This is a genomic window from Massilia litorea (genome assembly GCF_015101885.1).
Classification (GTDB): domain Bacteria; phylum Pseudomonadota; class Gammaproteobacteria; order Burkholderiales; family Burkholderiaceae_D; genus Telluria; species Telluria litorea.
Genome location: NZ_CP062941.1, coordinates 3310162 through 3327005 on the forward strand (window position 1 = coordinate 3310162; position 16844 = coordinate 3327005).

The 16844-nt window shown below is 67.9% G+C and carries 17 protein-coding genes; 11 read left to right on the forward strand and 6 right to left on the reverse strand.

Annotation, left to right across the window (positions count from 1 at the left end):
- Positions 1-68 precede the first annotated feature (68 nt).
- The 8 genes from LPB04_RS14895 (at position 69) to LPB04_RS14930 (ending at position 6879) form a co-directional block, all read left to right on the forward strand.
- A complete protein-coding gene (locus tag LPB04_RS14895) occupies positions 69-668 on the forward strand; it encodes an RNA polymerase sigma factor (RefSeq protein WP_227496419.1) in 600 nt (199 codons plus the stop codon).
- Positions 665-1315, forward strand: a complete 651-nt coding sequence (locus tag LPB04_RS14900; protein ID WP_193685317.1) for a zf-HC2 domain-containing protein — start codon at positions 665-667, stop codon at positions 1313-1315. Before LPB04_RS14895 ends, LPB04_RS14900 begins: the two co-directional genes overlap by 4 nt.
- On the forward strand, positions 1312-2646 hold the full coding sequence (locus tag LPB04_RS14905) for a S8 family peptidase (protein ID WP_193685318.1): 1335 nt from the start codon (positions 1312-1314) through the stop codon (positions 2644-2646). Before LPB04_RS14900 ends, LPB04_RS14905 begins: the two co-directional genes overlap by 4 nt.
- On the forward strand, positions 2643-3335 hold the full coding sequence (locus LPB04_RS14910) for a TorF family putative porin (protein WP_193685319.1): 693 nt from the start codon (positions 2643-2645) through the stop codon (positions 3333-3335). The genes LPB04_RS14905 and LPB04_RS14910 overlap by 4 nt, the downstream gene beginning before the upstream one ends.
- A gap of 95 nt (positions 3336-3430) precedes the next feature.
- The gene (locus LPB04_RS14915) at positions 3431-4549 is read left to right on the forward strand and encodes a TIGR03118 family protein (protein ID WP_193685320.1); all 1119 of its coding nucleotides are present in this window, start codon (positions 3431-3433) and stop codon (positions 4547-4549) included.
- Positions 4550-4710: 161 nt separating this feature from the next.
- The gene (locus LPB04_RS14920) at positions 4711-5199 is read left to right on the forward strand and encodes an SET domain-containing protein (protein WP_193685321.1); all 489 of its coding nucleotides are present in this window, start codon (positions 4711-4713) and stop codon (positions 5197-5199) included.
- Positions 5200-5209: 10 nt separating this feature from the next.
- Positions 5210-6400 carry a nicotinate phosphoribosyltransferase gene (gene pncB, locus LPB04_RS14925; RefSeq protein WP_193685322.1) on the forward strand — a complete coding sequence of 397 codons (1191 nt, stop codon included), beginning with the start codon at positions 5210-5212 and terminating at the stop codon, positions 6398-6400.
- A gap of 59 nt (positions 6401-6459) precedes the next feature.
- Positions 6460-6879, forward strand: a complete 420-nt coding sequence (locus LPB04_RS14930; RefSeq protein ID WP_193685323.1) for a DUF4019 domain-containing protein — start codon at positions 6460-6462, stop codon at positions 6877-6879.
- A gap of 4 nt (positions 6880-6883) precedes the next feature.
- Here the strand turns inward: LPB04_RS14930 and LPB04_RS14935 are convergent, their stop codons facing one another.
- Positions 6884-7981 (reverse strand): L-dopachrome tautomerase-related protein, encoded by a 1098-nt coding sequence (locus LPB04_RS14935; RefSeq protein WP_193685324.1) that lies wholly within the window; start codon positions 7979-7981, stop codon positions 6884-6886.
- Positions 7982-8020: 39 nt separating this feature from the next.
- Positions 8021-9145, reverse strand: coding sequence for a DNA topoisomerase IB (locus tag LPB04_RS14940; RefSeq protein WP_193685325.1), 1125 nt, complete (start codon positions 9143-9145; stop codon positions 8021-8023).
- A gap of 178 nt (positions 9146-9323) precedes the next feature.
- Between LPB04_RS14940 and LPB04_RS14945 the strand changes: the two genes are divergently transcribed.
- Positions 9324-9536 (forward strand): ParD-like family protein, encoded by a 213-nt coding sequence (locus LPB04_RS14945; protein WP_193685326.1) that lies wholly within the window; start codon positions 9324-9326, stop codon positions 9534-9536.
- Positions 9533-10300 (forward strand): type I methionyl aminopeptidase, encoded by a 768-nt coding sequence (map, locus tag LPB04_RS14950; RefSeq protein WP_193685327.1) that lies wholly within the window; start codon positions 9533-9535, stop codon positions 10298-10300. Before LPB04_RS14945 ends, map begins: the two co-directional genes overlap by 4 nt.
- Here the strand turns inward: map and LPB04_RS14955 are convergent.
- From LPB04_RS14955 to LPB04_RS14970, 4 genes are all read right to left on the reverse strand, one after another.
- Positions 10297-10881 carry a hypothetical protein gene (locus tag LPB04_RS14955; protein WP_193685328.1) on the reverse strand — a complete coding sequence of 195 codons (585 nt, stop codon included), beginning with the start codon at positions 10879-10881 and terminating at the stop codon, positions 10297-10299. The genes map and LPB04_RS14955 overlap by 4 nt on opposite strands.
- A gap of 155 nt (positions 10882-11036) precedes the next feature.
- Positions 11037-12665: a Na+/H+ antiporter gene (locus LPB04_RS14960; RefSeq protein WP_193685329.1), complete on the reverse strand. Its 1629-nt coding sequence runs from the start codon at positions 12663-12665 to the stop codon at positions 11037-11039.
- Between the two features lie 159 nt (positions 12666-12824).
- Positions 12825-15071, reverse strand: a complete 2247-nt coding sequence (locus tag LPB04_RS14965; protein WP_193685330.1) for a hybrid sensor histidine kinase/response regulator — start codon at positions 15069-15071, stop codon at positions 12825-12827.
- Positions 15068-16222 carry a pyridoxal phosphate-dependent aminotransferase gene (locus LPB04_RS14970; protein ID WP_193685331.1) on the reverse strand — a complete coding sequence of 385 codons (1155 nt, stop codon included), beginning with the start codon at positions 16220-16222 and terminating at the stop codon, positions 15068-15070. The genes LPB04_RS14965 and LPB04_RS14970 overlap by 4 nt, the downstream gene beginning before the upstream one ends.
- Positions 16223-16484: 262 nt before the next feature.
- Here LPB04_RS14970 and LPB04_RS14975 point away from each other — a divergent pair, with 262 nt between their 5' ends.
- Entirely contained in the window at positions 16485-16823 is a 339-nt protein-coding gene (locus LPB04_RS14975; protein ID WP_193685332.1) for a hypothetical protein, read from the forward strand.
- Positions 16824-16844 lie beyond the last annotated feature (21 nt).

Here is a 16844-nt window from a genome sequence, read left to right on the forward strand (position 1 = left end):
GCACGGACGGCGGGCTTGAACTTTTTTGCCGCAGCGGGGTATTCACCGAAAACAGCGGAGATGCAGGCGTGGATTGCCGGACCCATGAAACGCAGCCCGCCGCGCGGCTGGCGGAAACAGGCCAGGACCGCGACGCCGAGCTGGTCGGCCTGGTGGCGGGCGGGGACCGGCACGCCTTCGAGGTCTTGTACCGTGCCTATTTCCCGCGCCTGACGCGCTTCCTGCACCGGATGACGCGCAGCGTGCAGCTGATCGAGGAGATCGTCAACGACGTCATGCTGGTCGTCTGGCAGAAAGCCGACAGTTTCGACGGCAGTTGCAAGGTTTCGACCTGGATTTTTGCGATTGCCTACCGCAAGGCCTGCAAGATGCTGCACAAGCTCGACGATCCGCTCGATTCTTTTCCCGATGCGCTCGCATCCGAGGCGAGTTGCCAGCCGGAGCGCCGCTTCGAGCAGCTGAGCCTGGCGCACGCGCTGGGCGACGCCCTCGACACCTTGCCGCTGGCGCAACGGGCCGCGTTCCAGCTGACCTTTTATCACGACATGAGTTGCGCGGAGATTGCCGATATCATGGATTGCCCCGTCAACACGGTCAAAACCCGGCTGTTCCACGCCCGGCGCCGCCTTGCCCTGCTGTTCGAAGGCCAGCTGGAAGGACGGCCATGAACGGGCGTTCCGACATGGATGGCGACGCGGCTCACCGCGCAACCCGGGACGCCTTGCCCTGGCTGCTGAGCGGCCGGCTCGGCGGCGACGAGCTGGACGCGGCGCAGGCCCATCTTGCCGGCTGCGCCGCCTGCCGCGCCGATTTCCAGCAACTGCGCCGCCTGCGCGAGGCGGCAGCGGCGCCCGACCCGCAGTGCGACCCGGACGCCGCACTTGGCCGCTTGCTCGCGCGCATCGACGCGCCGGTCCAGCCGCCGGCGGACGTTTCCCCACCGCCGACGCTGCGGGGGCGGGCCGCCAACGATCCGCGCTGGCTGCGCCGCATGGCGCTCGCCCAATGCGGCGTGATCGTGTTGCTGGCCGTCCTGCTGGCCCGGCCGGGTCCACCCGCCGACAGCTTCCGCGGACTGGGCGCGGCGCCCGCGGCGACGGGGCAGGCGGTGGTCGTGTTCCGGCCCGAGACCGCCGAGCGCGAGCTGCGCCGTATCCTGCGCGCCAGCGGGGCGCGCGTGGTCGGCGGGCCGACCGTGACCGATGCCTGGCTGCTCGCGATGCCGCAAGCCGATGCGGCGGCGTCCCTGGCCAGGTTGCGCGCCGAGCCGGCGGTACTGCTGGCCGAACCGCTCGGCGCCACGGGCCACCCATGATCCGGACCGGCATCGCGGCCCTGGTGCTGGGGCTGTGCACGCTGCTCGGCCCGGCGCAGCGCTGCGCCGCCCAAGCCGCAGACGAGGACGCCCAGCCGGCGCCGCCCGCCGCCGCGCGCGACGCCGAGCCGGCCGCGCGCCAGCTGCTGGTCATGCTGCGCCTGCCGCCCCGGCATTTTCGTCCCGACAGCGCCTACGGCAGCGGCTATGGCGGCGACGGCACCCGTGCCGCGCGCCGTCGCCTCGCCGAGGAACTGGCCGGCGCCCATGGGCTGAAACTGGTGAATGCCTGGCCGATGCCGGCGATCGGCGTCGACTGCTTCGTGATGGAAGAGGCGGGCGGGGTTCCGGTCGAGCGCGCCCTGGCGGAACTGGCGCGCGATCCGCGCGTGCTCTGGGTGCAGCCTGTCAGCCAGTACGAGGGCCTGGACGGCGGCGATCCCTTGTACGCCGTCCAGCCGGCCGGCCGCGACTGGCAGCTGGCGGCGCTGCACCGCGCCAGCACTGGACGCAGGGTGCCGGTGGCCGTCATCGACAGCGGCGTCGACAGCGCGCATCCCGACCTGCTGGGACAGGTGGCGCTGCGCGAGAATTTCGTCGATACCGGCCCGGACGCCGCCGAAGCGCACGGCACGGCGGTGGCGGGCATCATCGCAGCGCGCAGCGGCAACGGCGTCGGCATCGCCGGCATCGCGCCGGACGCCAGGCTGATGGCCTTGCGCGCCTGCTGGGAGCGCCCGCATGCGCCGGTCCGCTGCAACAGCTTTACCCTGGGACGGGCCATCAACTATGCGCTGCTGCACGGCGCCAGGGTCATCAACCTGAGCCTGAGCGGGCCGCCCGACCGATTGTTGCAAAGCCTGCTCGACGCGGCCCTGGCGCGCGGCATCGCGGTGGTCGGCGCGGCCGATCCGCGCCGCGCCGACGGCGGCTTTCCGGCCTCGCATCCGGGCGTGATTTCCGTGGCGGCGGCGGGAACGGGCGCGGCGCCCGGCGCGCTGCATGCGCCGGGCGCCGACATCCCGACCTGCATGCCGGGCGCGCGCTGGGCATTGGTGAACGGGTCCTCGTTTGCGGCGGCGCATGTGTCGGGCCTGGCCGCCCTGCTGGTCGAATTGCGGCCCGCGCTGACGCCGGCCGGCCTGCGCAGCCGCCTGAGCGAGGCGGGGGCGGGCGTGGCGGCCTTCTCGCTGAACACGCGACAAGAACCGGGACAGCAAGCCGAACGAACTGGTAGCATAGACGCATGCGCAGTCATCGGGCGCGCCGCCGGAGCCTGTGTCTGCCCATGCCCCTCGACTGTCGCGATCACTGCCGAAAAAGCCCCTTGATCCCTGGCCGCCGGGTCGTGCCCGCGGCCTGCCGCGCCGTCTTCCTGCTGTCCTTGTTCGCACTGGCGCCCGGCGCCCAGGCGCAGACGGCCGCCACCTTCAGCGTCGTGTCCGAATACAGCCTGCGCGGCCTCTCGCTCAGCAGCGGCCGCGCGGAGCCGCAGCTGCGCATCGACCAGGACAGCAGCGATGGCTGGTACTGGGGAGCCTTCGGCTCGCGCGTGCTCCTGCGCGCCAGTCCCGCCAGCGCATTGGCGATCGCCTACGCCGGCTATGCCCGGCGCCTGGCCTCCGGGCTGGGCTGGGATGCCGGGGTCAGCCGCGTGGTGTTCCTGCGCGACGGCCGCAGCAATTACCTCGAGGTGTATGCCGGGATCAGTTCCGATCGCGCCGGCGCGCGGGTGTCGCTGTCGCCCCATTATTACGGCGAGGGCCGCACCGCCTATGCCGAAGTGAACGGCGACTGGCCGCTGGGCGAGCGCTTGCGGCTGACCGGCCACGCCGGCCTGCTGCACTGGCTGCAGGACTATGGCCGCGCCGCGCGCAACCGCATCGACCTGCGCGCCGGCCTGGCCGCCGACATCGGCGACTTCAGCGTCGAGATCGGCCTGCAGGCGCGCCAGCGCGACCCCGGCCTGGGCGCCGCGCGGGCGCGTGCGCTGTTCGCCAGCGCCAGCCTCGGCTTCTGACGGGCAGCCTTTTGCGCCGCGACGCTTGAACCTTGCGCGGGCCGGCGGGCATTAACGGGGGATCATCCTTCCCGACCCAGCCCTGAGGAGCAGCCATGCACATCCATTCCAAAGCGGCCGCCTGGTTCAAGGCGGCCCTCTCCGGCGCGGCCCTGGCCGCCGTCGTCGCAGCCTGCGGGGGCGGCGACGACCATCCGATGCGCCCGCCCGTCGTCATGCCGCCGGTCGCCACCAGCGCCTATGCCACGACGGTCCTGGTGGCCGATGCGGCGCCGGCGCCGCACGTCGATACGCACCTCGTCAATGCCTGGGGCATCGCCTTCAATCCGACCGGCTTCGTCTGGGTCAACAACGAAGGTACCTCGACCTCGACCCTGTACGACGGCGCCGGCGTGCCGCAGTCCCTGGTCGTCGCGATTCCCGCCGGCACGGCCGGCGCGGCGCGGCCGACCGGCATCGTGTTCAACGGCAGCAGCGATTTCAAGGTGACCCAGAACGGCGTCACCGGCGCCAGCCCCTTCATCTTCGCCGGCCTGGCCGGCACCGTGGCCGGCTGGTCGCCCACGGTGAACCGCACCAATGCGGTGACGGTGGTCGACAGCGGCGGCGCGTCCGTCTACACGGGCCTAACGATCGCCAGCTCGGGCGGCGCGAACTTCATTTACGCGGCGGATTTCCGCAATCGCCGCATCGATGTCTACGACGGCAACTGGCAGAAGGCGACGCTGCCGGGCGGCAGTTTCACCGACCCCAACCTGCCGGCCACCTATGCGCCCTTCGGCATCCAGGCCGCGGGCGGGCGCATCTACGTAGCCTATGCGCAGCGCGGCGCCTCCGGCGAGGAGGCCAAGGGCGCGGGCCTGGGCATCGTCGACGCCTTCGATCCGAACGGCGCCTTCGTCGCGCGGGTGGCGACCGGCGGCGCCCTGAACGCGCCCTGGGGCATGACGCTGGCGCCGGCCGCCTTCGGCGACTTCAGCAACAGCCTGCTGGTGGCGAATTTTGGCGACGGCAAGATCAACGCCTACAACCCCAGCACCGGCGCCCTGATGGGGACGCTCAGCCGCGCGGACAAGACGCCGATCGTCATCGATGGCTTATGGGGTATCGCCTTCGGCAATGGCATCCAGGCGCAGCCGACCACCACCCTGTTCTACGCGGCCGGGCCGGGCGACGAGGCGCACGGCCAGTACGGCAAGATCGAGCTCCAGTAAGGGCGCGTGTCCCGTTGGCGCTCGCTGCGGTGTCGTCCGCAGCGGGCGTTTTTTTTCGCCGGCGAGAAATACTCATGTGCGGCGTGGACGGAAAAAACGTACGATAATAGTAATGATGCACATCGCGCATGCCGCGCGTCGATCGCCAACCCGAACCCTACATGCCCACCAAACCCGCAGCCAAGGCCGACCCGGCCTATGAAGTGAAGAAATCCCCCGTCCACGGCAACGGCGTCTTTGCCCGCCGCCACATCGATGCCGGCGAGCGCATCATCGAATACCGGGGCGAACGCATCACCTGGGACGAGGCGACCCAGCGCGCCGAAGACCGGGGCGGTCCGATCAACCACACCTTCTACTTCAGCCTGCACGACGGCCGCGTCATCGACGGCGGCAGCCGCGGCAACGAGGCGCGCTGGATCAACCATGCCTGTTCGCCCAACTGCGAAGCGTATGAAGACGAAGGGCGCGTCTACATCCACGCGCTGCATCCGATCGAGCCGGGCCAGGAACTGAACTACAACTACGCACTCATCTACGATGAGCGCCATACGCCCGCCCTGAAGAAGCTGTTCGCCTGCCGCTGCGGCACGCCCGGCTGCACCGGCACCATGCTCGCGCCCAAAAAACGTCAAAAGAAAAAGGCGTGAAAGAAAAATCATGAAACCCATCGTCCGCAGCCTGCTGGAAACCGACCTCTACAAATTTACGATGTGGCAGGCGCTGCTGCACCGGCACCCGAACGCGCATGGCGAATACGAATTCCTGTGCCGTAACCAGCCGGACTATCCGCTGGCCGAGCTGAAGGAAGAAGTCGAGCGCGAGCTCGACCATCTGTGCGAGCTGCTGTTCACCGACGAAGAGATCGCCTATCTGCGCGGCCTGCGTTTCATCAAAAGCGACTTCGCCGACTTCCTGACGGTGTTCCGCTTCCAGCGCAAGTTCATCACGGTCGAGGCCGACGGACCGCACCTGCGCATCCGCGCCACCGGCCCGATCGTGCATGTGATGGGCTTCGAGATCTATGTGCTCTACATCGTCAACGAGCTGTATTTCCGGCGCTTCGACGCCGCCGCGGCGATCGGGGAAGCGCGCAAGCGCCTGGCGCTGAAGGTCGAACAGTTCCGCGACTTCGACAAGGAGCCGAAGCGCACCAACCCCTTCGAATTCTTCGACTTCGGCGTGCGCCGGCGCTTTTCGGGGGAGTGGCAGGACGAGGTCGTGTCGACGCTGGCGCGCGAGCTGCCGCAGTTCTTCAAGGGCACCTCGAACGTGCACCTGGCGCGCAAGTACAACCTGGTGCCGATCGGGACCATGGCGCACGAATACATGCAGGCCTTCCAGGCCTTCCCGGTGCGCCTGCGCGACTTTCAGAAAGCGGCGCTCGAGGACTGGGTGCAGGAATACCGGGGCGACCTCGGCACGGCGCTGACCGACGTGGTCGGCATGGACGCCTTCCTGGCCGACTTCGACCTGTATTTCGCCAAGCTCTTCGACGGCCTGCGCCACGATTCGGGCGATCCGCTGGAATGGGGAGAGAAGGCGCTGGCGCACTATGCGAAACTGCGCATCGACGCCCGCACCAAGCGCCTCGTGTTCTCCGATGCGCTGACCGTGCCCAAGGCGCTGGCCCTGTACCGCCATTTCGCCGACCGCACCCAGACCGGCTTCGGCATCGGCACCCAGCTCACCAACGACACGCCCTATAAAGCGCTGAACATCGTCATGAAACTGACCCGCTGCAATAACCAGCCGGTGGCGAAACTGTCGGACACGCCCGGCAAATCGATGTGCACCGACGAGACTTTCATGGCCTACTTGCGCCAGGTGTTCCAGCATTCCGTATCCTAGGCCCGGTTCCTGGACCGGCTGCGCGGCGGCCGCTTGCCGTCAACTCGATGGAGAACGTCTTGAAAGCACTCGCCGCCTTCGTGCTGGCCGCCGCCAGCTTCGCCGCCCCGACCATTCATGCGCAGGAAACGGCCAGCGTCGCCGCCGCAACCGACGCCGCCACCCAGTGGCTCGCCCTCATGGATGCCGGCAAGATCCCTGAATCCTGGGATGCCATGGCGCCGGCCATGCAGCAGGCCGTGACGCGCGACACCTGGGCCAGGGTCGGCAGCGAGGCGCGCGCCCCCTTTGGCGCGGTCAAGACGCGCACGCTGGGTTCGGCCGGCTACACCCGCACGCTGCCGAACGCGCCTGCCGGCGAATACGTCGTCATCCAGTACAACACCGACTTCGCCAGGCGCGCCGGCGCCGTCGAGACCGTGGTCCCGATGCGCCAGCCGGATGGCAGCTGGAAAGTCTCGGGCTACTTCATCCGCTAGCTGCTCAGTTATCCGGCTTGCCTGGCACCAGGCGCCACAGCTCGGTCGGCAGCGCGCTCGGCGCGTCCGGCTTGAAGAAGGCCGCATCCTGGATGTGCGAGGTCGTCACATAGACCGTGCCGTCCGGGCCCTGGCTGAAGGTGTCGGGCCAGCGCAGCCGTTTGTCCTGCACCAGTGTCTGCAGCGGCGCGCCTGGCCCCGCGTCGAGGTCGCGCATCCGGATGGCGTCGTTTTCCACGCTGGTGAGCAGCATGCGGTTGGTGCCGCGCGGGATCAGCAGGCCGTCGTTCACGCCGTTCAGGCCATAGGGTTCGACTTCCTTCGAGACGTCCTCGCCGCGCATGCCGGCGCCGCGCAGCTGCTCCGTGCGGATGCGGTACAGGGTGTCGCCCTTGATCGCCTGCCAGTACAGGTATTCTCCGTCGTCGGAGAGCTCGATGCCGTCGGCCGAGAACTCGACGCCGCGCCCGTCCGGACGGCGCAGCACCTTGCCGTCGGCTTTGACGTCGAGTCCCTTCTTCATCTGGGTGGAGTCGTCGCCGTCGAGCACGCGCACCGCCTTGCCGCTCCTGATGTCGACCACCACGATCGCGCCCTTTACGCCCGAGTCGGTGATGTAGGCGACGGCGCCGTCGTTCGAAAAGCGCACGTCGTTCAGGTAGGAACCCTGGGGCGCCGCGTCCTCATCGAAGGCGATGGTCTGTTTCACCTTGTTGGTGGCGAGGTCGATGCGCACCAGCTTCGGTCCGCCGTCGACCACATGGCTTTGCGCCGGCGCGGCCGGGTCCAGTACCCACAGGCTGCCGCGGCCGTCGGCGACGACGCTCTGCACGCAGACCCAGTGGTCTTCCGGACTCAGCTCGTCTTTCTTCGCATTGCGCCAGGCGTTCCATTCTTCGTCCGGATAAGGCTTGACGCTGCCGTCGGCCAGCACTTCGGCCACCGAGACCGGCGCGTCTTCGGTCCAGCGCGGGAAATTGACGAAGATGCGATTGTCCTCGGAGACGGTGACGCCCGTCACCTGGTGTTCGAAACGGGCCACGCAGTCGATGCTGCAATGGCCTTCCTGGAGATCGAAAGTCGATGCGGTCTTCTTGCTCATGAATGTCCTTGGAATCGTTGAAAAGGGGGAGGCCGACTCTCAGGCAGCCTTCTTCTGGTTGCCCGAGGCGGCTTCGGCCTCGTGCGCCAGGCGCTGCTGCAGCATGGCGAGCACGGCTGCTTCCTCGGGCTGGAGCGCGTGCAGGTCTTCGACCAGCTCCTGTTCGGTGCGTTCGCGCATGGCCTCGATCACGGCGCCTTCCATGTAGGCGTCGAGCACGGCCGGATGCACATAGCACTTGCGGCAGACCGAGGGCGTGTTGCCGAGTTTTTGCGCCACCGACTCGATGGCGCGCACGACGTTCTTCTTGGCCTGGGTTTCGGAATCGAACTTCTCGAATTCCTGCAGGGCGAGGGCGGCCAGCACCGTACCCGACCAGGTACGGAAATCCTTGGCCGTATAGTCTTCGCCGGTAATGCTGCGCAGGTAATCGTTGACGTCGGAAGAATCGATGCTGTGTGTCTCGCCATCTTCGCCCACGTACTGGAACAGTTCCTGGCCGGGCAGGTCGCGCGTGCTGCGGATGATGCGCGCCACGCGCCGGTCGTGCACCTTGATCTTGTGGTAGACGCCGCTCTTGCCCCGGAAAGAGAAGGCGACCTCGCTGCCGTCGACTTTCACGTGGCGGTTGCGCAGGGTGGTCAGCCCGAAGGATTTGTTGGTGCGCGCATATTCCTCGTTCCCGACCCGCATCATGGTCGCCTCGAGCAGGTAGACGATGGTCGCCAGCATTTTTTCGCGCGGCAGGCCGGGCAGTTTCAGGGCGCGGTCCACTTCGGCCCGGATCGCGGGCAGGGCCTTGCCGAAATTGATCATCCGCTCGTACTTCACCTCGTCGCGCACGCTGCGCCATTTCGGGTGGTAGCGGTATTGCTTGCGCCCGCGCGCATCGCGCCCGGTCGCCTGCAGGTGGCCGTTGGCCTGGGGGCAGATCCAGACCTCGGTCCAGGCCGGCGGGATGACGAGCGACTTGATGCGTTTCAGGGTCGCCTCGTCCTCGATCGGCTCGCCCTTGGCCGAGAAGTAATTAAAACCTTCTTGCGCCGGCTCGCGCCGGATGCCGGGCCGGTCGTCGTGGACGTAGCGCAGCCCGGCCGCCTTGGCGGCGGCGGGCGGATCGCTGAGCGGTGCAGGGTCTTGCTGCGTCTGGGCGTCGAGGGTCATGGTCGCGGCTCTGGAGTCAATGTGCCGGACCGATCTTACGCCTTCCACATGTGCGTACCGTTCGGGAGCTAACGCAGCGCGCGGGGCAGGACGATGACCTGGATCAGCAAAGATCGCTTGCACTATGCTCGATCGACAATATATGATCCGTATATGAATCGTATATAAGGGGTTTGGCATGGGCATTGTTAACATCGACGACGATCTGCACGACCAGATTCGCAAGGGGAGCAGTGTGTCGCACCGCTCGATCAACGCGCAGGCGGCGTTCTGGGTCAGGATCGGCATGCTGGCCGAATTGAATCCGACCCTGAGTTTCAACGAGCTCATGGCGCGCGAGCTGCGGGCGGCGGGCATCATGGAGGACGCCATCCGGGTGGCCTCGACATGACCAAGCGGCCGGAAGAGATCGCCCTGCTGGCCGAATCGGGCAAGCTGCTGGCGCAGGTGTTCGGCCACCTGGACCGGCTGAGCCTGATCGGCATGTCGACCATGCAGGTCAACGACCTGGTCGACAGCCTGATCGTCGACGAGCTGAAGGCGCGGCCGGCCAGCAAGGGGCAATACGGCTATGCCTATGCCCTGAATTCTTCCCGCAACAACGTGGTCTGCCATGGCGTGCCATCGACGAGCGAGCTGCTGCAGGACGGGGACATCGTGAATTTCGACATCACGCTGGAGAAGAACGGCTATATCGCCGACTCCAGCAAGACCTATCTGGTCGGGGCGGTGTCGCCGCTGGCCGAACGGCTGGTGCAGGTGACTTACCAGGCGATGTGGAAGGGCATCAAGGCCGTGCGTCCGGGTGCGACGCTGGGCGACGTCGGGCATGCGATCGAGCGCCATGCGCGGCGCAACGGCTATTCGGTCGTCCGGGAATACTGCGGGCACGGGATCGGCCGCGAAATGCACGAGCCGCCGCAGGTGCTGCACTGGGGGAAACCGCAGACAGGCCTGGTGCTGCGCGAAGGCATGGTGTTCACCATCGAACCGATGCTCAACCAGGGGCGGCGCGCGGTACGGACCGAGGATGACGGCTGGACTGTCGTCACACGCGACGGGCAGCTCTCGGCGCAGTTCGAGCACACCGTGGCCGTGACCCGCAATGGCGTGCGGGTGCTGACCCTGCGCCCTGAGGAAGGGATGCCGGCTTAAGCTGCCGGTGTCGAAGCTACGGGCGCGGTGCCAGGGGCAGGGCGCAGCGCCCCCAGGGCACTCATCCACAAGATCAGCCCGGTGCCGAGAAAGCCGACCGGATCGCGCGCCCCGCCCGGTGCGAGGAAGGGATACGACAGCGCCAGGGCGACCATCGCGCATGCGGTGAGGTAATGGGGCGGGTTGCGGTACACGTGCGCCAGCGGCACGAAGTGCAGGCCGATCACGGCGATCGCCATCGGCACCACCCAGTCGCCCAGTCCCAGGTTGGCCATGACATTGCCGAGCACCAGGATCAGCAGCCACTGGCCCAGGTTCACGAGGTTGAACACACGGTCGGCGCGGCGCTTTTCCGCCGAGTCGGGTTCGCCGGCCAGGGCCGGTGCATGGCGCCGGTAACGCATGCCGGCAAACATGAACAGGACCAGGCCGAGCGCGCCGATCGTCAGGGCCAGCGGCAAGCCGGCATGCGCACGCTCGTTCCAGACCTCGAGCAGGACGCTGCCGAAAAAGCCGAAGATCAGCGCTCCCAGGGCGCGCCTCGCGCTCAGGGCATCGGCAACATGGATGGAAGTCTGCATCGCCGGCTCCTTCTCTTCCAAATGGTTGAGCAGAATTCTGGCGCAGTTTCGGGTCCTTGACAATCGTGGCGCCGGCCGTGCGCCCCCGCGTTGGAGGAAAGCGACGGGGGCGCGTTTCTTTTTATCGGCGCCGGCCGAACGGTTCTGCAAGTCCCTCAGCCGTACCTGGACTCGACCAGGTCGATCTCGCGCAGCAGCTTGCGCGCGATTTCGTCCGACAGTTCGCGCGCGTGCACCAGCGCCAGGATCGCCGTGCGTTCTGCCTTCAAGGCGGCGAGCCGGTATTCGCGCTCGGCCTGTTCCGCCACGCGCACGCGCGACGGGTCGTACAGGCCGCCCACGCCCAGCCGATGCTCGTAGACGCCACGTACATGGTCGACGGCGCTGGCGTGGACGTCGGCGTCATGCTCCTTGTCGGCGTGGCCGTGGGCAGCCTTGTCGATGGCGACGATGGCGGCGAGGGCGGCATCGTGGCGCGCGCGGTCTTCTTCGGCCAGTTCGGCCGGTTCGTCCGGGACTTCCAGGTTGCGCAGGACGCGCGGCAGGCCGATGCTGGCCACCAGCAGCGACACGATGATGACGGCGCTGGCATAGAAGATCGCCAGGTCGCGGGCGGGGAAGGGCGCGCCGCCGGGAAGCGTCAGGGGCAGGGTCAGCACGCCCGCCATCGTGATCGCGCCGCGCACCCCGGCCAGCGAGGTGGCGACCACCAGCCGGAAGTTCGGCGTGTAGACGTGCTGGCCGTGGCGCCGGGCTTTCAGGATCGTCAGGCGCAGCGAGACCCAGACCCACACCAGGCGCAGCAGGATCAGGCCCAGGCTGATGGCGAGGGCCGTGCCGAGCAGCGACATCGGCGTCATGTCCGCATCGAGCCGGGCGTCGTGCAGGGCGCGTTGCACGATCTCGGGCAGCTGTTCGCCGAGCAGCACGAACATCACGCCGTTCAGGGAGAACTGCACCGTGTCCCAGACCACGGCGCGGCGCACGCGCGTCGTCGCCAGCGCGCGGCCCGAGAGTTCGACAAAGCTCATCGTGACGCCGGCCGAGACGGCGGCCAGGATGCCCGAAGCCTCGATGTGTTCGGCCGCGAGGTAGGCGCCGAAGGGGATCAGCAGGTTCACCAGGATCGGCGAGCCCGGTTCCTCGCCGAGGCGTTGGGCCGCCACACGCTGGATGAAGGCCACGCTGACCGTGATCGCGACGCCGCAGGCGATGCCGGCCAGGGCCACCCAGAGGAAGGTGAACGAGGCGCTGGCGAGCGAAAACGCGCCCGTCATCGCGGCGGCGACGGCGAAGCGGAAGCACACCAGGCCGGTGGCGTCATTCAGCAGCGATTCGCCCTCGAGGATGTGCATCAGGCGGTGCGGGATCGGCACCCGCGCGGCGATCGAGGACACGGCCACCGGGTCCGTGGGCGCGACGATCGCGGCCAGCGCAAAGGCTACGGGCAGCGGCATGGTCGGCACCAGCCAGTGGATCAGGAAGCCGGCGCCCAGCACCGTAAACACGACCAGGCCCAGGGCCAGCTCGAGGATCGTGCCCTTGTCGCGGAACAGGCCGACCTTCGGAATGCGCCAGCCATCGAGGAACAGCAAAGGCGGGAGGAACAGGAGGAAGAAGATCTCGGGATCGAGCGCGACGCCGCGCTTGAGGACGCCGGCAATGACGGCGCCGAGGGCGATCTGCACCAGCGGCAGCGGCACCGCGAAGGGCAGCAGCCGCACCAGGTAACCGCTGCCGATCACCGCCAGCAGCATTGCGAGTACGACGCCTACCGATTCCATTCATCCCCCTTCATGTCGAATCGGCATGATACGGGAATGCGGGGCGGAGTGGTTTTCGTAGGGTGGGCATTCATGCCCACGCGGTGATACGTACGGGCTCCGTTATCGGGCGCGACGATCTCGCCGCTACCTATCACCGCGTGGGCACAAGTGCCCACCCTACCGCGGATGCTGCTCCGCCGCCGCATCGGCCAGCAAATCCGACAACTCCACCGTATTGACCGGCTTGACCATGTAACGATCGAAGCCCGCCGCCACGGCGGCGTCGCGGTCCTGCTGGCGGCCGTAGCCGGTCATGGCGACCAGCGTGGCGCCGGTGGCTTGCGGCAGGCGGCGCAGGCGGCGGGCCAGTTCGTTGCCGTCGAAGTCGGGCAGGCCGATGTCGAGCAGGCAGACGTCGGGCACGAACACGCGCGCCAGTTCGATCGCGTCGGCGCCGCAGTAGGCGATTTCGACCCGGTGGCCCCCGGCGGCCAGGAACAGCTGCAGCGTGTGCGCGGCGTCCAGGTTGTCGTCGACCAGCAGCACTTTCAGCGGCTTGACCGCCTGCGCGTGGCCCGCGCTCTGCGCCACCGGGGTCAGCACTTCCTGGCTGTGGCGCGGCAGGCGCACGGTGAAGGTGCTGCCCTGGCCGAGACCGCGGCTTTCCGCCCGCACCGTCCCGCCGTGCAGTTCGACCAGGCTTTTCGCCAGCGCCAGGCCCAGGCCCAGGCCGCCCTGCGAGCGGTCCGGCGTACGTTCGGCCTGGGTGAACAGGTCGAACACGCGGGAGACCAGCTGCGGCTCCATGCCGATGCCGTCGTCGCGCACGGTGAGCACGTAGTCGGCGCCGTCTTCAGCCAGGCCCAGTTCGATGCGTCCGCCTTCGGGCGTGTACTTGTTCGCGTTGTTGAGCAGGTTGGCCACCACCTGCACCAGCCGCTTGTGGTCGCCCTTGACCGTGGCCGGGCTGGACGGCAGGTCGAGCACGACGCTGTGGCGGCGGGTCGAGATCAGGGGCCGGATCTGCTCGGCCGCGTCGTCGATCACTTTTCGCAGGTCGAGCACCTGGGTCGAGATCGAGACCAGGCCGCGCGTCACGCGCGACACGTCGAGCAGGTCGTCCACCAGGCCCGTCATGTGCTCGACCTGGCGCGCGATGATGGCGCAGGTCTGCGTGATCTGGGCGTTGTCCGAGTGGAGCAGTTTCAACAGGTGCGCGCCGGTGCTGATCGGCGCCAGCGGATTCCTCAACTCGTGCGCCAGCATGGCGAGGAATTCGTCCTTGCGCTGGTCGGCCGCGCGCAGTTCGCGTTCGGCCAGGCTGCGCGCCGCTTCCTTCTTTTGCAAGGTCGCCGCCATCTCGTCCAGCGCCTCGGCCAGCTGGCCGATTTCTTCGCGCTCGTAAGCGATGCCCGAGCGGGCGTCAAGGTCGCCGGCGGCGATGCGGCGCGCCGTGTCCATCAGCTTGCGCACGCGCTGCACGATCAGCACGTCCCCGGCCAGCCAGGCCGCGAGCAGCGCCAGCATGGTAGTGGCGGCCAGGCCGACCAGCGACATCAGCTGGGCGCGGCGTGCGCCCGCCGTGACCGTGTCGACCGGGATGCCGATCGTGACCGTGTAGTCCGACAGCGAAGGCGCGCCCACGCGGGCGAAGGTGTGCAGGCGTTCGACATCGTCGTCGTCGCGCAGCACGACGGCGCGCCGGCCGCCGCCTTTCACGGCCTCGCGCATGGCGTCGCGCATCGCGGTCGAGACCTTGGTGCCGAACCAGCGCTCGGGGTCGGGACGGCGCGAGATGATGGTGCCGTTGGCGTCGGTCGTCACCAGCACCGAGCCGGGCGGCAGGTTGATGTCGGCGACAAAGGTGTCGAGGCCGGCGAGGTCCATTGCCGCGAAGACGACGGCGACGACCTTGCCGCTGCGGTCGATCACCGGATAGGTGAGGTTGATCGTGTGGCGCCGGATCACGCGGCCGAACACGTAGTCGCCGGCGATGAAGCGGCGTTCGGAGATGGCGCGCTTGAAGTGGCTGCGGTCGCCCAGGTTGACCGGATGGAGCATCGGCACGGCGCTGCAGGTGACGTCGCCGTTCAGCTGGATCAGGCCGAAGTTGACATAGCCTTCGTTGCGGTCCAGGACATCCGCCAGCAGCGCATTGCAGCGCGGCGTTTCGCCCAGCAGGTCGGGGACGCTGGCGAGATCCACCAGGATCTGCCGCGCGCGCTCGACCGATTGCGCTTCGTTGGCCGCGGCCAGGTTGGTCAGGCGGCGCAGGTTGTCCTGGGAGGCCTCGACCGCCTGCTCGCGTTCGCGCAGCCCGCCCAGGATGGTCATCAGGGCCAGCGGCAGGATCGCCAGCGCGACCAGCAGCATCAGCCGGCTGCGCAGGCTGCCCGGCTTGAAGGGTGCGCGCGGCGGTTTCATCGTCGCGCTGCCATCCGGTCGCCGAATGCGACCAGGCGCCGCACGCCTTCCATCAGCGTCCAGGTGTCGTCGCAGATGTAGCCGATGCGGATGAAGCCGGGCACGCCGAGCGCGTCGCCCGGCATGATGGCCACGCCTTCCTCGGCCAGCAGCGCTTCGGCGAAGGCCTCGGTGTCATGGGTGAGCGCGCGCACGTCGCCCCACAGGTAGGGGCCGGAATCGGGACACTTCATCTCGATCCACGGCACTTCGCGCACGTGGCGCAGCACCGTGTCGCGGCGCTCGCGGTATTCGTCGATCATGTGCTGCTGGGGGCCGCAGTCGAAGGCGGCGACGGTCGCGACCTGGGCCAGGTGCGAGGCGGCCGCCGTGATCGGACCCTGCAAGGTCTGCATCGCCTCGGCGATCTCGAGCGGGGCCAGCGCAAAGCCGAGGCGCCAGCCCATCATCGCGTAGCTCTGCGAAGCCGAGAAGATCGTCACCACGCCGAGCGCGCGCCAGTCGCACAGGGTGGCGAAGCTGGTGTGGGCCGGGCCGAAGCTGAGGTGTTCGTAGCTCTCGTCGACGATCACCTGGGAGCCGTTGGCTTCTACCCAGTCGCGGATCGCCTCCAGCTCCTGCTTCGTATAGACCTTGCCGGTCGGGTTGTGCGGATTGTTGATGATGACGAGGTCGGCGCGCGGGCAGGCGCCCAGCGTCGCGGGCGTCACCTGGTCGGGCAGGTCGACCAGCACAGGGGTCAGGCCGAGCAGCTGGCAGGTGGTGACATAGGCGGGCCAGTGCGGCTTGAAGATCAGCACGCTGTCGCCCGGATCGGTCATCGCATACAGCGCCTCGTACAGGGCCTGCTTGGCGCCGTTGGTGACGATGATCTCGCCGGCTTTGGCGTCGATGCCGTTTTCGCGTTGCAGCTTGGTGCACAGGCTGCGGCGCACATCGAGCGCGCCGGCCACGCCGGTATAGGGCATGGTGCGTTCTTCCTGCACGGCGGCCGTCACGGCGTCCAGCACCGGCGCCGGGGGAGGGAAGTGCGAGATCGCGATCGAGAAATCGATGATGCCCATGCCCTCGTTGCGGAAGGCTTCGACGCGGCCATGCATGGCGGTCGTTGCGAGGGGACGGGAGGCGGCAATCCGGTGCGAAATCTTCATCTTCTTATGCTCAGCTTCTGTTCTATTAAACGATTGACACTGTGTCTCCGTGTGGCTTCCGCGTGCCACAACATTTCCTGATTGTACTAAAAAATTGCAGCGGGGCGAGCGCGAATGGCGTCAAACCGGGCCCAGTGGGCATGTTCCGTATGACCTTCGGTTTTACGTGTGTTCAAACGCCGACAGCGCGGGGCCATCCGGGCGAGCGCCGCAGGGAAAAGGATTCTGGTACGGTGGTCACAACTGCAACAATGGAGCGACCATGAACAAGCAGATCGTACGTGTGCTGCCCGATTTCGCGGCGGCCGACCAGGCGCGCAAGACCTTGCTGGCGGAGGGGTTCGACGGCGACGGCATCGATATCAAGGTGACCACCGACGAAGCAGGTCCTGCCGAGAGCAATTTCTATGTCGGCGATTCGCCTCAGGTGAAGGGCGGTACCGATTACAAGGATGTCTTCAGGCCCGCCGATCGCGGCGACCTGTGCGTGATGACGGTCACGGTGGCCGACGCCAGTCAGATCGAGCGCGCGACGGCCATCCTCGACTACAACGGCGGGCTCGACGTCGACCCTGCGCACCATCGGCCAGGCCGGGCCTGAGCCCGGCGCCCGGCTTCCCCG

What these genes read in the sequence shown, in the direction of transcription:
- LPB04_RS14900 (WP_193685317.1), top strand. Translation starts at nt 665, where the DNA reads ATGAACGGGCGTTCCGACATGGATGGCGACGCGGCTCACCGCGCAACC.
- LPB04_RS14905 (WP_193685318.1), top strand. Translation starts at nt 1,312, where the DNA reads ATGATCCGGACCGGCATCGCGGCCCTGGTGCTGGGGCTGTGCACGCTG.
- LPB04_RS14915 (WP_193685320.1), top strand. Translation starts at nt 3,431, where the DNA reads ATGCACATCCATTCCAAAGCGGCCGCCTGGTTCAAGGCGGCCCTCTCC.
- LPB04_RS14920 (WP_193685321.1), top strand. Translation starts at nt 4,711, where the DNA reads ATGCCCACCAAACCCGCAGCCAAGGCCGACCCGGCCTATGAAGTGAAG.
- pncB (WP_193685322.1), top strand. Translation starts at nt 5,210, where the DNA reads ATGAAACCCATCGTCCGCAGCCTGCTGGAAACCGACCTCTACAAATTT.
- LPB04_RS14935 (WP_193685324.1), bottom strand. Translation starts at nt 7,981, where the DNA reads ATGAGCAAGAAGACCGCATCGACTTTCGATCTCCAGGAAGGCCATTGC.
- LPB04_RS14940 (WP_193685325.1), bottom strand. Translation starts at nt 9,145, where the DNA reads ATGACCCTCGACGCCCAGACGCAGCAAGACCCTGCACCGCTCAGCGAT.
- LPB04_RS14945 (WP_193685326.1), top strand. Translation starts at nt 9,324, where the DNA reads ATGGGCATTGTTAACATCGACGACGATCTGCACGACCAGATTCGCAAG.
- map (WP_193685327.1), top strand. Translation starts at nt 9,533, where the DNA reads ATGACCAAGCGGCCGGAAGAGATCGCCCTGCTGGCCGAATCGGGCAAG.
- LPB04_RS14955 (WP_193685328.1), bottom strand. Translation starts at nt 10,881, where the DNA reads ATGCAGACTTCCATCCATGTTGCCGATGCCCTGAGCGCGAGGCGCGCC.
- LPB04_RS14960 (WP_193685329.1), bottom strand. Translation starts at nt 12,665, where the DNA reads ATGGAATCGGTAGGCGTCGTACTCGCAATGCTGCTGGCGGTGATCGGC.
- LPB04_RS14965 (WP_193685330.1), bottom strand. Translation starts at nt 15,071, where the DNA reads ATGAAACCGCCGCGCGCACCCTTCAAGCCGGGCAGCCTGCGCAGCCGG.
- LPB04_RS14970 (WP_193685331.1), bottom strand. Translation starts at nt 16,222, where the DNA reads ATGAAGATTTCGCACCGGATTGCCGCCTCCCGTCCCCTCGCAACGACC.
- LPB04_RS14975 (WP_193685332.1), top strand. Translation starts at nt 16,485, where the DNA reads ATGAACAAGCAGATCGTACGTGTGCTGCCCGATTTCGCGGCGGCCGAC.